The sequence below is a fragment of the Microbacterium sp. 16-032 genome, assembly GCF_041079455.1.
GTDB classification, from domain to species: Bacteria; Actinomycetota; Actinomycetes; order Actinomycetales; family Microbacteriaceae; genus Microbacterium; species Microbacterium testaceum_A.
This window is the reverse complement of record NZ_JBFYGQ010000010.1, coordinates 1-13,716: the sequence shown is the minus strand read 5'-3', so window position 1 is coordinate 13,716 and position 13,716 is coordinate 1. Positions and strand designations below refer to the sequence as shown.

The 13,716-nt window shown below is 69.1% G+C and carries 15 protein-coding genes and 4 tRNA genes; 10 read left to right on the top strand and 9 right to left on the bottom strand.

The genetic code is table 11. From position 1 onward, the window contains the following. Nucleotides 1-56 precede the first annotated feature (56 nt). A complete protein-coding gene (locus AB6V31_RS16515; RefSeq protein WP_268103991.1) occupies nucleotides 57-1,253 on the bottom strand; it encodes an HRDC domain-containing protein in 1,197 nt (398 codons plus the stop codon). Next, entirely contained in the window at nucleotides 1,246-1,836 is a 591-nt protein-coding gene (locus tag AB6V31_RS16510; RefSeq protein ID WP_056232378.1) for a DUF3000 domain-containing protein, read from the bottom strand. Before AB6V31_RS16510 ends, AB6V31_RS16515 begins: the two co-directional genes overlap by 8 nt. A gap of 25 nt (nucleotides 1,837-1,861) precedes the next feature. Here AB6V31_RS16510 and AB6V31_RS16505 point away from each other — a divergent pair, with 25 nt between their 5' ends. After that, nucleotides 1,862-3,067: an alpha/beta hydrolase family protein gene (locus tag AB6V31_RS16505; RefSeq protein ID WP_369366966.1), complete on the top strand. Its 1,206-nt coding sequence runs from the start codon at nucleotides 1,862-1,864 to the stop codon at nucleotides 3,065-3,067. A 34-nt stretch (nucleotides 3,068-3,101) separates the two neighbouring features. Here the strand turns inward: AB6V31_RS16505 and AB6V31_RS16500 are convergent, their stop codons facing one another. Both AB6V31_RS16500 and AB6V31_RS16495 read right to left on the bottom strand, forming a co-directional pair. Further along, nucleotides 3,102-3,542, bottom strand: coding sequence for a SufE family protein (locus AB6V31_RS16500; protein ID WP_369366965.1), 441 nt, complete (start codon nucleotides 3,540-3,542; stop codon nucleotides 3,102-3,104). 34 nt (nucleotides 3,543-3,576) lie between these two features. Next, complete coding sequence (locus AB6V31_RS16495) at nucleotides 3,577-4,479, bottom strand: sulfurtransferase (protein WP_268103989.1); 903 nt, start codon at nucleotides 4,477-4,479, stop codon at nucleotides 3,577-3,579. Between the two features lie 118 nt (nucleotides 4,480-4,597). Between AB6V31_RS16495 and zapE the strand changes: the two genes are divergently transcribed. From zapE to AB6V31_RS16465, 6 genes are all read left to right on the top strand, one after another. Further along, the gene (gene zapE / locus AB6V31_RS16490) at nucleotides 4,598-5,635 is read left to right on the top strand and encodes a cell division protein ZapE (RefSeq protein ID WP_268103988.1); all 1,038 of its coding nucleotides are present in this window, start codon (nucleotides 4,598-4,600) and stop codon (nucleotides 5,633-5,635) included. Between the two features lie 165 nt (nucleotides 5,636-5,800). Next, the gene (locus AB6V31_RS16485) at nucleotides 5,801-7,075 is read left to right on the top strand and encodes an ammonium transporter (RefSeq protein ID WP_056231608.1); all 1,275 of its coding nucleotides are present in this window, start codon (nucleotides 5,801-5,803) and stop codon (nucleotides 7,073-7,075) included. 73 nt (nucleotides 7,076-7,148) lie between these two features. Continuing rightward, on the top strand, nucleotides 7,149-7,673 hold the full coding sequence (locus AB6V31_RS16480) for a type II toxin-antitoxin system PemK/MazF family toxin (protein ID WP_369366962.1): 525 nt from the start codon (nucleotides 7,149-7,151) through the stop codon (nucleotides 7,671-7,673). Nucleotides 7,674-7,800: 127 nt separating this feature from the next. Then, nucleotides 7,801-8,181: a YbaB/EbfC family nucleoid-associated protein gene (locus AB6V31_RS16475; protein ID WP_056231611.1), complete on the top strand. Its 381-nt coding sequence runs from the start codon at nucleotides 7,801-7,803 to the stop codon at nucleotides 8,179-8,181. Beyond that, on the top strand, nucleotides 8,171-8,491 hold the full coding sequence (locus AB6V31_RS16470) for a type VII secretion target (RefSeq protein ID WP_103209447.1): 321 nt from the start codon (nucleotides 8,171-8,173) through the stop codon (nucleotides 8,489-8,491). The genes AB6V31_RS16475 and AB6V31_RS16470 overlap by 11 nt, the downstream gene beginning before the upstream one ends. Continuing rightward, nucleotides 8,491-9,747 (top strand): hypothetical protein, encoded by a 1,257-nt coding sequence (locus tag AB6V31_RS16465; RefSeq protein WP_369366958.1) that lies wholly within the window; start codon nucleotides 8,491-8,493, stop codon nucleotides 9,745-9,747. The genes AB6V31_RS16470 and AB6V31_RS16465 overlap by 1 nt, the downstream gene beginning before the upstream one ends. A 228-nt stretch (nucleotides 9,748-9,975) precedes the next feature. Here the strand turns inward: AB6V31_RS16465 and AB6V31_RS16460 are convergent. Continuing rightward, nucleotides 9,976-10,048, bottom strand: a tRNA-Val gene (locus tag AB6V31_RS16460). Nucleotides 10,049-10,200: 152 nt separating this feature from the next. On the opposite strand from AB6V31_RS16460, the gene AB6V31_RS16455 reads away from it, so the two are divergent. From AB6V31_RS16455 to AB6V31_RS16445, 3 genes are all read left to right on the top strand, one after another. Beyond that, a tRNA-Gly gene (locus AB6V31_RS16455) sits at nucleotides 10,201-10,273 on the top strand. Between the two features lie 66 nt (nucleotides 10,274-10,339). Beyond that, nucleotides 10,340-10,410, top strand: a tRNA-Cys gene (locus AB6V31_RS16450). Nucleotides 10,411-10,437: 27 nt separating this feature from the next. Further along, a tRNA-Val gene (locus AB6V31_RS16445) sits at nucleotides 10,438-10,512 on the top strand. Between the two features lie 614 nt (nucleotides 10,513-11,126). Here the strand turns inward: AB6V31_RS16445 and AB6V31_RS16440 are convergent. From AB6V31_RS16440 to AB6V31_RS16425, 4 genes are all read right to left on the bottom strand, one after another. After that, on the bottom strand, nucleotides 11,127-11,696 hold the full coding sequence (locus AB6V31_RS16440; RefSeq protein ID WP_369366956.1) for a hypothetical protein: 570 nt from the start codon (nucleotides 11,694-11,696) through the stop codon (nucleotides 11,127-11,129). Further along, a complete protein-coding gene (locus tag AB6V31_RS16435; protein WP_369366954.1) occupies nucleotides 11,689-11,901 on the bottom strand; it encodes a hypothetical protein in 213 nt (70 codons plus the stop codon). Before AB6V31_RS16435 ends, AB6V31_RS16440 begins: the two co-directional genes overlap by 8 nt. After that, the gene (locus AB6V31_RS16430) at nucleotides 11,898-12,491 is read right to left on the bottom strand and encodes a hypothetical protein (protein ID WP_369366953.1); all 594 of its coding nucleotides are present in this window, start codon (nucleotides 12,489-12,491) and stop codon (nucleotides 11,898-11,900) included. Before AB6V31_RS16430 ends, AB6V31_RS16435 begins: the two co-directional genes overlap by 4 nt. Nucleotides 12,492-12,735: 244 nt before the next feature. Continuing rightward, nucleotides 12,736-13,542 carry a hypothetical protein gene (locus AB6V31_RS16425; RefSeq protein WP_369366951.1) on the bottom strand — a complete coding sequence of 269 codons (807 nt, stop codon included), beginning with the start codon at nucleotides 13,540-13,542 and terminating at the stop codon, nucleotides 12,736-12,738. Nucleotides 13,543-13,716: the final 174 nt, after the last annotated feature.

Genomic DNA, 13,716 nt, shown 5'->3' with positions numbered 1-13,716 from the left:
TGGGATGACCCCAGCCTAGGAAGAGGCGAATCCGCCGCAGAATCGGTTGTCCGAACCTACGAATCCGTTCCGGACACGTCGTCATCGGCATTGAGGGAAGCTACAAAACTATCGGCGATCACCTGTGAGGTCTGGTCAATCTGCCACGGCCGCGCCCCCAGCTGCGCGAGAGCCTCCCCGATGGCCTCGGCGGTCGTCTCGGCGGGCGGCGCCCAGGCGAGACGACGCAGCGTCTCGGGCGTGAGAAGGTTCTCGGTCGGCATCCGGAGCTCCTCCGCCCGCGCCTCGACGGCCGGACGCGCCTTCTTCAGCCGGCGATCGGCCTCGGGATTGCGATCGGCCCACGCGCGCGGCGGAGGCAGCGTGTCGCTCGGGACGCGGTCCGCCGGCAGGTCCGTCGCCTCGCGTCCGGCGACGATCGCGTTCCACCAGCGATCGAGCTGCGTGCGGCTTGCCCGGCCGTTGAATTCCTTAACGCCCGCGAGAGCCTGTTTGCTCGCGGGATCGGCGAGGACGGCGGCCACCAGCGCGCGGTCGGGCACGAGACGCCCGGGGGCGACATCCTGCTCGCGGGCGTAGTCCTCGCGCGCCTGCCACAGCGAACGGGCGACGGCCAGCGACCGGCGACCGCGCACGCTGTGCAGGCCGCTCAGGCGCCGCCATGGGTCGTCACGAGGAGGCTTCGGCTCGCGATCGAGCACGGCCTGGAACTCCTGCCTCGCGATCTCGGTCTTGCCCTGCTCGGTGAGCTCGGCATCCAGCACGTCACGCACGTCGATCAGGTGCTCGACGTCGAGGGCCGCGTATTCGAGCCAGGATGCCGGCAGGGGGCGCGTCGACCAGTCCGCGGCCGAGTGGGCCTTGGCCAGGGTGATGCCCAGCGTCTGCTCGACGACGGCCCCGAGACCGACCCGCTCGTGCCCGAGCAGGCGCGAGCCGAGCTCGGTGTCGAAGATGCGCGGCGGCTCGAGACCCCGCTCGCGCAGCGACGGCAGATCCTGGCTCGCGGCGTGGAACACCCATTCGACGTCGCCGATGGCGTGCTGCAACGGCGAGAAGTCCTCGATCGTGGAGGGGTCGAAGAGGAAGACCCCGGCCTCGCGCCGGAACACCTGGATCAGGTACGCGCGCTGCGAATACCGGAACCCCGAGGCGCGCTCGACGTCGACCGCGACGGGACCGCTCCCCGCGGCCAAGGTCTCGCACGCGGCGAGGAACCCCGCGGCATCCTCGATGACGATGTACTCAACCACGCGTGGGCCTCCGGGCTCCGAGAACAGCGACGCCCTCCGACCCCGGGGGGAGGCCGGCGAGCATGCACACGAGCTCCGCCCACGCCTCGAGGTGCGGGCGGAAGGGACCGCGCGGCGACCATGACGCGCGAAGTTCGATCTGCGACCCCTCACCCTGGGCTGCCAGGGCGCCGAAGCCGGTGGAAAGGGTCTTGGTGGCGGTGCCCGACTCCGAGTGGCGCTGCGCCCCGCGCGAATCCAGCGCGTCGATCAGCCACGACCAGGCGACCTCGGCCAGCAGGGGGTCGACCCCGATCTCGGGTTCGAGAGGGGCCTGCGCGAAGCACACGATGCGCCACGCACCGCCCCACGGCTCGGGCTCTTCGGGGTCGTGGAGCAGGATGAACCGTCCCGTGCCGAAGGGGGAGTCGGTCGCGTGCTCCTCGGGGCGGACATCGCCGGCGAGAGCGAGCGAGAAAGGAGCCAAGCCCGAGGGCGAGGGGATCTGCCGGACGACCAGATCGTCGCGGAAAGCCGTGTCGCGCACCTCTTCGACGGCTCGCGCGAAGGGGCTGTCGGCCTCCGCCGGGCGCTGGTCACTCACGGCCACAGACTAGAGTGAGGCCTCGATGAACGCTCCCAGGCGCGCCGCGGGTCCTCGCGCATCGCAGCGCACGAACCCCGGCCTCCGCGTCACGCTCTCGGCTCTCGGCGTCGCCCTCGCGGCCTCCGCGACCGCTCTCGGGGCGGTCTCGCTGCGCGTCGCCCGGACGGTCGTCCGTCCCGCCGGACGACGCCCCGACACGCGCATCGTGCGTCTGGACGCCGCCGCGCAGACCATCACGCTCGGGCGCTCTCCCGACACGGTGCTGCCCGGTCGTTACGGTCTCTTCACCGTCGGATCGGCCGATTACCTGCGGGTCGGCTCGATCGTCGGCGAGGACGAGGACACCGTCACCCGCAAACTCCTCACCCACGTACCCGCGGACGGAGACCTCGCCGCCGAGGCGGCCTTCAGCGGGTGGTACTTCGACAAGCCGGGCGACCTGCTCCTGCCGTTTCAGTCGATCGACATCGATACCGGAGTGGGCGCATGCCCCGCGTGGGAGTTCCCCGCCCACGGCGACACCGACGTCTGGGTCATCCAGGTGCACGGCCGCGGCACGACCCGGTCCGAGACCCTGCGCGCCGTGCCCGTGTTCCACGCGCTCGGCATCTCGAGCCTCGTGGTCTCGTACCGCAACGACGGCGACGCCCCGCGCAGTCCATCCGGCACCTACGCCCTCGGCGCGACCGAATGGCGCGACGTCGACGCGGCGATCGGCTACGCCCGCCGTCACGGGGCTCGTCGCGTGCTGCTGATGGGCTGGTCGATGGGCGGAGCGCTGTCGCTGCAGGCCGCGCTCGAGTCGCCGCACGCCGACGTGATCGCCGGCCTCGTCCTGGATTCGCCGGTGGTCGACTGGCGGACGGTGCTGAACTTCCAGGGGCGCGCGATGCGCCTGCCCGCACCCGTCATCGCACTCGCAGAACGCACGCTCGCCTCGAACTGGGGGGCCACGGCGCTACGCAGCGGCGAGCCCATCCCTCTCGACCGTCTCGACGGGGTCTCCCGGGCGGCCGAGCTGCGGCATCCTGTCCTCATCCTGCACAGCGACGACGACGGATTCGTCCCCGCGGACGCCTCGCACGCGCTGGCGCAGGCGCGCCCCGACCTCGTCACGATGGAGACGTTCACGGTCGCCCGCCACACGAAGCTGTGGAACTACGACGAGACCCGATGGACCACCGCGATCCAGGACTGGGTCCGCGGACAGGGACTCGCGCGGGACTGATCCGGGATGCCGGCACCCCGACGACCCGCGCGGCTCAGGCGTCGCGCTTCGCGCGCACCTGGCGTTTGGCGCGCATGAGCATCCCGGTCATGCCCGCGATGCGCAACGGACTCACGGCGCGCGTCAGACCGATGCTCTGCGGGAAGTCGTCGGGCACCGCGATTACCTCGTCGGCGGACAACCCCGTGAGCCCCTGCGACAGGATGCTCGCGAATCCGCGCGTGGTCGGCGCTTCGGCGGGAGCCGTGGCGTGCATCGCGACCCGGTCGGCGTCGTCGACCGTGACGATGATGTACACCGGCGACTGGCACTCGACGACGCGCTCGCGCATCTCGGGGTGGTCGGCGTACTCCGCCGGGACCTCGGGCAGCTCCTGCGAGAACTCGAGCAGCAGCTGCAGGCGATCGGGCTCGTCGAGCTCGAGGAACTCGTCGCGGATCTCGGCGAGGCGGGCGGGGAGGGCGTTGTCGGACATCACCGTCATCCTCCCACGCCCGCGTCGACCGGGATCAGCGCGAGGGGACCTCGCCGGGCTCGGCACCCGCGACGATCGGCACGCGGACCGCGCTGCCCCACTCGGTCCACGAGCCGTCGTAGTTGCGGACGTCGTCGAAGCCCAGCAGGTGCTTGAGCACGAACCAGGTGTGGCTCGAGCGCTCACCGATGCGGCAGTACGCCACGATCTTGTCGCCGTCGGCCAGGCCGGCTCCGTCGCGGTAGATGGCATCCAGCTCTTCACGCGACTTGAACCCGCCGTCCTCGGCCACGGCCTTGCCCCACGGCACGCTCTGCGCGCTGGGGATGTGGCCGGCGCGGAGGGCGCCTTCTTCGGGGTAGGCGGGGGCGGTGGTGCGCTCGCCCGAGTACTCCTCGGGGGAGCGGACGTCGATCAGCGGGTTGCCGAGGTGGGCGAGCACGTCGTCCTTGTACGCGCGCAGCACCGAGTCGTCGCGCTCGACGACCGGGTAGTCGGTGGGTTCGACGACCGTCTTGTCGGTCGTGATCGGGCGGCCCTCGGCGATCCACTTGTCGCGGCCCCCGTCGAGCAGGCGCACGTCCTCGTGGCCGAAGAGCGAGAAGACCCACAGGGCGTACGCCGCCCACCAGTTGTTCTTGTCGCCGTAGATCACGACGGTGTCGTCGCGCGAGATGCCCTTGCGGCCCAACAGCTCGGCGAATCCCGCGCCGTCCACGTAATCGCGGACGACGGGATTGTTGAGCTCGGTGTGCCAGTCGACCTTCACGGACCCCGGGATGTGCCCCGTCTCGTACAGCAGCACGTCCTCGTCGGACTCCACGACCACGAGTCCCGGCTGCCCGAGACGCTCCTGGAGCCACTCGCCCGTGACGAGACGGCCGGGCTCGGCGTAGTCGGCGAACTTGGGGGACGTGGTGTCGAACTCGACGGTCACGGGGACTCCTCGGTCAAGGCGGTGGATGGCGCGGCATAGGGTGGACACCGCACCATCGACCCTAGATCCGCGGCATGGGGCACGCACCCTCCCCGTAAGACTTGGACACAGGACGGCCATGACCTCCACTCCCGCCACGACCGGCCTCATCCACCTCACCGAACGCGAGCCCGCCGTCTCGGGCGCCGACATGGTGAACGCCCTCGTTCCGCCTCCCCAGTTCGATGGAGCGACCTTCGAGTCGTACCGCGCCGACGACGCCTATCCCTCGCAGCAGGAGGCGAAGGAGCTGCTGCAGGAGTTCGCCGGTCGACAGGCGGCTCCGGCCAAGAAGGGCGGCTTCTTCCGCCGCGCCGAGAAGGTGGCCCCCGTCAAGCCGGGCGTCTACCTCGACGGCGGATTCGGCGTCGGAAAGACCCACCTCCTCGCGGCGATCTATCACGCGATGCCCGCCCGCCGGAAGTACTTCGGATCGTTCATCGAGTACACGGCCCTCGTGGGGGTCCTCGGCTACGCCAAGGCCGTCGAGCTGTTCCGCGGTTCGGACCTCCTCTGCATCGACGAGTTCGAACTCGACGACCCGGGCGACACGATGGTCATGACGCGCCTGCTCGGCGAGCTCGTGGCATCCGGAACCCGGCTCGCCGCGACCTCGAACACCCCGCCGAACGCGTTGGGCGAGGGGCGCTTCGCGGCGCAGGACTTCTTGCGCGAGATCCAGTCGATGGCCGACAGCTTCCGCACCATCCGCATCGACGGCACCGATTTCCGTCAGCGCGCGATCGACGGAGAAGCGAAGGTCCTGTCCGACGAGGGGTATCGACAGGCGATGGATGCCGCCGCCGCCGGTGCCGTGGCATCCGACGACTCCTTCCTCGACCTCGTCGGCCACCTCGCACGGGTCCACCCGTCGCGCTTCATCCGCCTGATCGACGGGGTCGATGTGATCGGCCTGCGCGACGTGCAGGTCCTGCACGATCAGTCGGCCGCGCTGCGCCTGGTCGCGTTCGTCGACCGCGCCTACGACGCGCAGATCCCGATCCGGGCGACGGGCGTGCCCCTGAACACGGTGTTCAGCGAAGAGATGCTCGGCGGCGGATACCGCAAGAAGTACCTGCGCGCGGTCTCGCGACTCGTGGCGCTGACGCACTCCTGAGGCGAGTTCATCGCCGGTTCGCGGGCGCAGGAAACGCGATGTTTACCGGAGCGGCCCGCCTGTAACGCCCCCGAAACACGGGGCGAACGGCGGCGGAACCGAGGCTGTGGACACTGAGGGGACCCGACGCTTTACCTGCGTCCCTGCAGAGAGGTTCCCTCCGAGATGGATCAAGGCAACACCGCATTCATCCTGATAGCAGCGGCACTCGTGCTGCTCATGACGCCAGGACTCGCGTTCTTCTACGGCGGTCTCGTCAAGGCCAAGAGCGTCATCAGCATGATGATGATGAGCTTCGGCGCGATGGGCCTCATGGGCGTCCTGTGGGTGCTCTACGGCTACGCGATCGCGTTCCCCGCGACCGACGCCGGGGTCACCAACGCTCCGTGGCACATCGATGGCACCGACTTCGGCCTCGCCAACGTGCTCACCACCCCCGAGGGCGCCGCGTACCCGCCGCTCGCCTTCGTCGCCTTCCAGGCCACGTTCGCCATCATCACCGTCGCCCTCGTCTCGGGCGCGATCGCCGACCGCGCCAAGTTCGGCGCGTGGATGATCTTCGCCGGCATCTGGGCCACGGTCGTCTACTTCCCCGTGGCGAGCTGGGTCTTCAACTTCGGCCTCGCCGAGGACGGCACCTTCAGCTACGGCGGCTGGATCACGCACGGTCTGCAGGATGTGTTCGGCGTCGGCGCGATCGACTTCGCCGGTGGTACCGCGGTCCACATCAACGCCGGTGCGGCTGCCCTCGCTCTCGCCCTGGTGCTCGGAAAGCGCGTCGGGTTCCAGAAGGGCGCCCACGTCCCTCACAACCCGCCGTTCGTCCTCCTCGGTGCGGGTCTGCTGTGGTTCGGCTGGTTCGGCTTCAACGCCGGTTCCGAGCTCGCCGCCGACAACACCGCCGCCCTGGCCTTCGTCAACACGATCGCCGCTCCCGCCGCGGCCCTTCTGTCGTGGCTGATCGTCGAGAAGATCAAGGACGGCAAGCCCACCTCGGTCGGCGCCGCCTCCGGTGCCGTCGCGGGTCTCGTCGCGATCACCCCGGCCTGCGCCGCGCTGACGCCGATCTGGGCCATCGTGCTGGGCCTGCTCGCCGGCGCGATCTGCGCCCTCGCCATCGAGCTGAAGTTCAAGCTCGGCTTCGATGACTCGCTCGACGTGGTCGGCATCCACCTCGTCGGTGGTCTGCTCGGAACGCTCTACCTCGGCATCTTCGCCAACACGAGCGGCCTCATCTACAGTGGCTCGTTCAACCAGCTGATCGTCCAGGCGATCGCGGCCCTCGCGGTGCTGGTCTACTCGTTCGTGCTCGCCTTCATCATCGGCTTCGCGATCGAGAAGACGATCGGCTTCCGCGTGAAGAACGAGGACGAGATCGCCGGCATCGACACCGTCGTGCACGGCGAAGAGGGCTACGTCCTCTCCGACGTCCGCGCCTGATACCCGCCCGACCCCGAACGGGGCGTCGCCGATTCGTCGGCGGCGCCCCGTTCCGCGTGCCTAGGGTGTGGGTATGGGAACCGCTTCTCGTCTGCTGTCCGCCGTGCTGGGCATGTTCCGGTCGACGCCGGCGGCTCCGCCCGTTCGTCGTTCCGCCCCCGTCACGCCGACCGCGCGCCCCTCGGCCCCGAGCGGGAGCGAGACCGTCGAGATCGATCCGCCGCGGCGGCTCACCCTGTCGTACGCGCCGAAACGCGACAACGCCCCCGACGGGGGCGAGATCGTCTGGACGTGGGTTCCCTACGAGGAACGCGACGGGCGTGGAAAGGATCGGCCGGTCCTCGTCATCGGTCGAGCCGATGCCACCCGCTCCTACGCCGTGCGGCTCACCAGCAAGCCGCACGACGGCGACCGGCAGTACCTGTCGCTGGGCACGGGGGAGTGGGATCCCCAGCGTCGTCCCTCGTGGGTCGACATCGACCAGCTCTATCTGGTCCATGACGCGGGGATGCGCCGGGAGGCAGCGGCCCTGGACCGCGCGCGGTTCGACGCCGTCGCCGCCGCTCTCGCCGCGCGCTACGGCTGGTCGCGCGGCTGACTCTCTGCGTCCATCGCCGAACCGGACGAGGAACTGTTCGTGAGAGCTACGTGAGATTCCTCTCATCTACCGGGTTTTCTTGATGCGAACCGTTCGTTCTCGGCGCCCGGGTCGATAAATTTCTGCCGTGCCGTTGGATCCCGAAGAGTCGTTTGCGCAGGTCGAAGCCGACGTTCGTCGTGCCGAGCTGCGCGCCGCGCAGATGCCGGCCTTCGAGGCGACGGTCGCTTCGGTGCGCGGCACCGGTCGTTCTCGCGGTCGCGACGTCATCGCCCAGGTGGACTCGGGCGGCCGGGTCGTCGATCTGCGGCTGAGCGAGGCGGCCCTGGCCCGCGGCGCGCAGCGACTGTCCGCCGAGATCCTCTCGACCATCCGTCACGCCGAGGCCGACGCCCGCGAGAGCACTCTCCGCGCGGTGAGCGAGCTGCTCGGCGCCGACGATCCCATCGTCGCGCAGTTGCGCGACACCGAACCCGCCTCACCCGAGAGGACTCTTCATGGCCGATGACATCGCCGTCGACTTCGATCGACTCCGACAGCACGCCGCATTCGTCGATTCCCTCGTGGGAGACGTCGGATCGGCGCTCTCCGTCCTCCGCGGCGGCAACCTGCTCCCCGAAGCCTTCGGACTTTTGTGCGCCTTCCTCGTTCCCCCGGGACTCGCGCTGTCGGCAGCCGCCACCGGCCTGCTCGGCGAGGACCAATCACTGCTCATGCGCACCGCCGGAGAGCTGCGGCAGACCGCCGACCAGTGGGAGCAATTCGAGAGCGACACCATCGCGACCATCCGATCGCTCGAGTCTGCGATGGGGGTCTGATGAGCACCGTTGTCGCCCCCGGCACCACCTTCTCGGGGAGCCGTGTCATCGAGTCGGGTCGAGCCCTCGCCGAGGCCGTCAAGAGCGGCAACTGGCTCGACGGAGGAATGGCCTTCCTCGACACCCTGGGTGATGCGGCCGCTGCCCTCACCGACCCCATCGGCACGTTGACCGCGTGTGGTCTCGGATGGGTGATGGAGCACCTCAAGCCTCTCAGCACCTGGCTCGACCAGCTCGCCGGCAGCGCCTCCAACGTCGCCTCCGTCGCGTCGCAGTGGGTCTCTGCCGGGTCGTCGATGCGACAGGCGGGCGCCGACCTCACCCGACGGTTGAGCGACCTCGAGGGCATGACCGGCGGCAGCATCACCGCCTACGTGCGGTTCGCCACCGACGCGGCGAAGCACCTCGGTGCGTCGGGCGAATGGGCCGAGGCCGCGGCCAGCGGACTCACCTCCGCCTCCACCCTGGTGACGAAGATGCAGGGCGTCGTCAAGTCGGCGATCTCCAAGGTCGTCGCAACCGCCATCGAGGCCATGGCGGTCGTTGCCGCCTCGTTCGGTCTCGGCATGGGCTACGCGATCGCGCGCGTCGTGATGAAGGTCAATGAGATGGTGAACAAGGTCGTGCGGCCTCTGCGCGCCGTGCTCGGGTCGATCAAGGCCCTCACCGGGCTCGTGCAGCAGCTTCGCGGCGTCTTCGACCGCACGTCGACCACGACCGCTGCGGCCCTGCAGAACAGCGCCCAGACCATCCGCATCGACTCGGGGACCGTGGTCGACGCAGCGGACGCCACCCGCTACGGAAACAGCGCGGCCCACGACCTCACCGTCAAGGGCCAGCGTGCCGACGGGGTCGTCTACCGCCCCTTCGCTGTGTCGGGCGAGCACGCCTCGGGGGACTTCCACCTCAGCGGCTCCGGGGGCCTATCCGGCGCCCCCACGCCCGACGGAGCCGTCATCGGCCAGGCCTCGCTCGGCGGGTCCGGTGGCGCGGGCGGTTCGCTCGGTGGGCTGACCGGTCTCGATGCGAAGACCTTCGCCGGCGTCCACAGCGGAAGCACCGGCGCGCTCATCGGCGGGACCACCGGGGGAGCGGCCATGGCCGCGACCTCGATGTCGGCCGCGCAGGGCACCGGCCCCGGCGGTCTGCGACCCCCGATGACGGGGGCGGGTACGCAGCACGGTGCAGGATCCGGCAGCCGACAGAAGCTCGGTCAGCGCCGCCGCGATCTTCGCGTGGTCATCGAAGACGACTGACCCGCGACTCGACGACGCCCGGCGTCCGGCCTCACGACGGCCGGGTGCCGGGGCGTTACCACGTGGGGCGCGAATCGGCAGGGGCCGACGAGCGGCCGCCCCGACCGGCACGGGTCTACGGCCAGTTGGCCCGGGACGCCGAGCGGGCGGTGCGCCGACGATCTGCGACCACGGGCGCCAGCCCAGGGAAGAAACAGAAAACCCCCGGAAGGACCGGGGGTGAAACTGTGGGCGATGCCGGACTCGAACCGACGACCTCTTCCGTGTGAAGGAAGCGCGCTACCAACTGCGCCAATCGCCCTCATCCCGAACGGGACTTATCGATCGTACCGGATGCCGAGAGGTGCTTCGAACCACGAGGAGAGGACACGCGCGGGGCGCGCGCCGTTTTGCACCCGCGCTCAGATCGGGTAATGTCTTACGAGTGCTCGGGGCAAGCCCCGGGAACGAAATGCGGATGTAGCGCAGTTGGTAGCGCACAACCTTGCCAAGGTTGGGGTCGCGAGTTCGAGTCTCGTCATCCGCTCGAGTGGAGGGATCTCCGTCTGGGAAACCGACGGAGAATCACGACACGTGGGTCGAACCACATCACGGTGGCGTGGCCGAGCGGCTAGGCACCGGCCTGCAAAGCCGTTTACACGGGTTCGAATCCCGTCGCCACCTCAACTCACAATAGAACAGCCTGTATAGGCGCGATTGGCGCAGCGGTAGCGCGCTTCCCTGACACGGAAGAGGTCACTGGTTCGATCCCAGTATCGCGCACCACATGAAACCCTCGGTTTACCGGGGGTTTCTTGCTTTGTGGCCGGAGGTAGGAGCGCGTTCGTGGCCTCCACGTGGCCTAGCGTCCGCGTTTCGACTCTCGATTGAGGGGCCGCACCCCTGCCCGGGCGGATGAACTTCATGAAGGTAACTTCCTACGTGAGGGCAGGGGCGCGGGGCTCGGGGTGCCGCCATGGCGGAGGTCAGCGGGGCTCGCCGTCCCCCTCGGAGGGTGTCCGCGCGAGTGCTCCGCCACGGCGGCGAGGCCCTGGGGAAAGGGACCCAGGCGAGGTGGGGGCCGACCGGCTGAAACGTGTCCCGAGAAGGAACCGGCCAGCCCCCGTGACCCGTCGCGCGGCAACAGCGCGGCGGGGGCTCTGTGGAGTTAGCTGAAGTACGCCCTAGCGAGTGCGTTCTGGACGGAGTTCGGTACGGTGATCTCCGCGCCACGCGAGGTGAGGCAATAGATCCGACCGTTGGCGCGGACGTAGCTCAGGCCTTCGGGTCCACGTGCGGTCTGGGCGTTGGCCGGGACGCGGAAACTCCGTCCGCCGATCATGAGGGTCCGGGGGCCGGTCGGGATCGTGGTCACGTCGCGCTCCAGGAGGCGGACTTGCTCACTGGCCATGGCGGGCCTCACGATGCACGCCGTAGTTCCCACGCAGGCCCTGACGGAGCGCTGCGGCGTCGGCGGTGGCGACCTCGGCGCGGTGGTCGCGATAGACGGTGTAGCTCGTGCTCACCGGCTTCTGCCCGAACCGGTCGCGGACCTTTGCCAGAGCCTCGGCGCGGGCGTCAGCGTCCACGATGGAGCGCGCGGCATCCATGGCGCGGCGGTGGTGAAGCTCCCACAGCGAGTCGCCAGGAGTGGCCCACGGCTCGATCTCGTGTCGGCCCAGCACGAAGCGCACCTGGCCCCACTTCTGGCGCTGCGCCTGCTCGTCATGGATGATGCTCGGCCACGTCGGCTCCCCGTTGCGGTCACGGGATGCCTCCACCATTGCGGAGGTGAGGATGAAGTGATCGCCACGGGTAAGCACGACACCCCCGCCCATCGAGAACTGGCCGGTGTTGATCGTCACGCCGCTCGCGGCGACCGTGATCGTGTCCCCGGGCTGTGCCGGTCGGCCAGTAGGGGGCTCGGCGGCTGCGAGGTCATCGAACTCGTCATCGAGAAGATCAGACATGGGCGGACTCCTCTGCGGGGCGGGCGGGAAGGCAGGCCGCGATGCGATCCAGCAGATCGTGGGCGGCGCGGAGGAGGCGGCGGTCGTCGCGCTCGCGCTGCTCTCCTGGTGCGCTCGTCGCGTTGGCCGCGAGGAGTCCGAGAGTCTTCGCCAGCCACGTGGCGTCGGCGCTGGCCTCGTGGAGAGTGTTCGTGGTATCGCTCATGAGGTCCCCTCGGGGTCGTCGGAATCTTCTTGGGTGATCGCGGCCAGCCGGTCGGCCACGTCGTCTAGGCCGATGTCGCGGGCGTGCTGCGCGAGGAGTAGGGCGATCTCGGGATGAGTGGTCGCGGCGCGATACATGGTCTGCGCGATTCCATCGGCGCGACGAACCTTGGTCATGGCCTGCTTGTACGCCCGCTGCGCGTCCCCGGAGGTCACCCCAAGCGTGTTCGCCAGGAGCCCCAGGGCGCGTGTAGCGGAGTCTCCGAGCTTGGACCCCAGGGCGAGGTCCCCAACCACGTAGGCGGCGTCTGACGCCGCCTGAGCGCCGGTCGCGATGCGGTGCAGTCGGTCGGTCAGATCCAGGACCCGCAATTCGTCGTCGGCCCGGACGGCGGCGACCGTGACGACGCGGAGGTCATGGTGAGCACGGCGGGTGTGGCGATAGAGACTGTCCCGGCTGAGGCCGTACTTCTCGGCCAGCTGAGCCACGGGCACCTTGGCTTCGATCTCGGCGGTGATCGCGTCGATCTCGCTGTGGCTGCACACACCGCACACCGCGACGCCGCTGGGGCGGTGCTGAATGGTGGCCATGCGCCCATTGTATTGCGCAATTTGCACTCTGTGAAGGGTTTGCGTGAGCAATCTGCTAGCCCAGAGGGGCGTGGCAGCTAACTAGTTAGCACGACTGCGGCTCCGAGCGAGCCCAGGGGGTTCGCGCCGAATCTTCTTCGTCCGCTTACTGGGGTGTGAGTGGACGGAATCTTCTTCCGTTCGAGGTCGCGCACCTATCGATACAGGTCGTCGGAATCTTCTTGACCCGGGGCAAGTCCAGAGGTCAGGTGTGGGTGATCCTGTAGGGGATCAGGCCGGGGCGGGCGTCCGGGATCGACGTGCGGCGACGCTGGATCGAGCGCCGCGACATCCCCAACATGAGTTCGTGCTGCGCGTTGGTGGTCGCGCCCAAGGCATCCAGGAGCGCCATGAGGGCGAGATCCCGATCTGGGACGGTCGTGGCACTCTGGTCGCGCGGAGGCGTCGGAATCTTCTCCTCGGGGGTCGTGATGACCGGCGCGAGCCAGGAGGAGCGGAACCGGGCGCGTGGGTGCGCTCGCCGCCATGCATCCCACTCCTGCCAGTCGTCGTGCGCATCCGCGTCCCCTCGGGCGGCGTCGATGAGGAGGTGGCGTAGGGAGCCCTCACCTGTTCCCAGACGCGGTTTGAGAATGTACTCCAGGGCAGAGGGGGTATCGCTGAACTGAGGGTGCGAGGAGGGCTCCAGGCCGGTCGCTCGGCATGCATCCTCCCAGGCGGCCAGGAGGCGGCGCTGCTCGTCGGCCGCGTTGCCTCGGGGGATGACAACCCAGTGATCGTGAACGTTCCAGCGGGCGTCGGGCCGGGTGACCTCGGTCGAGCGCAGGTAGCCCAGAGTGGTGCGGCTGAGGCGGGCGTTTTTCATGAACGTTGCTCGGGCTCGGCCAAGATCGCGCCATGCCGTGTCGAGATCTCGATGCATGTCCACGCTGAGCCTGAGAGAGAGGCAGTCGGGGAACTCAGCGAACTTGGCCAGCGCGTCCTCCTGTGCAGTCAGCGCTCTGCGCTCTCCGCACTCGGGACAGTCAGGCAGGTTGCAGGCGAAGCCCACGGTGCACTCTTTGAGGCGTCTCCGACTGCTGTACTCGCGTAGGTAGTGAGCACTCGGAGAGGGGGGTGTCACAGGTGCTGGACGATCACAAGATAAGTCTTTGAGGCGTCTCCGACTGCTGTACTCGCGTAGGTAGTGAGCACTCGGAGAGGGGGGTGTCACAGGTGCTGGACG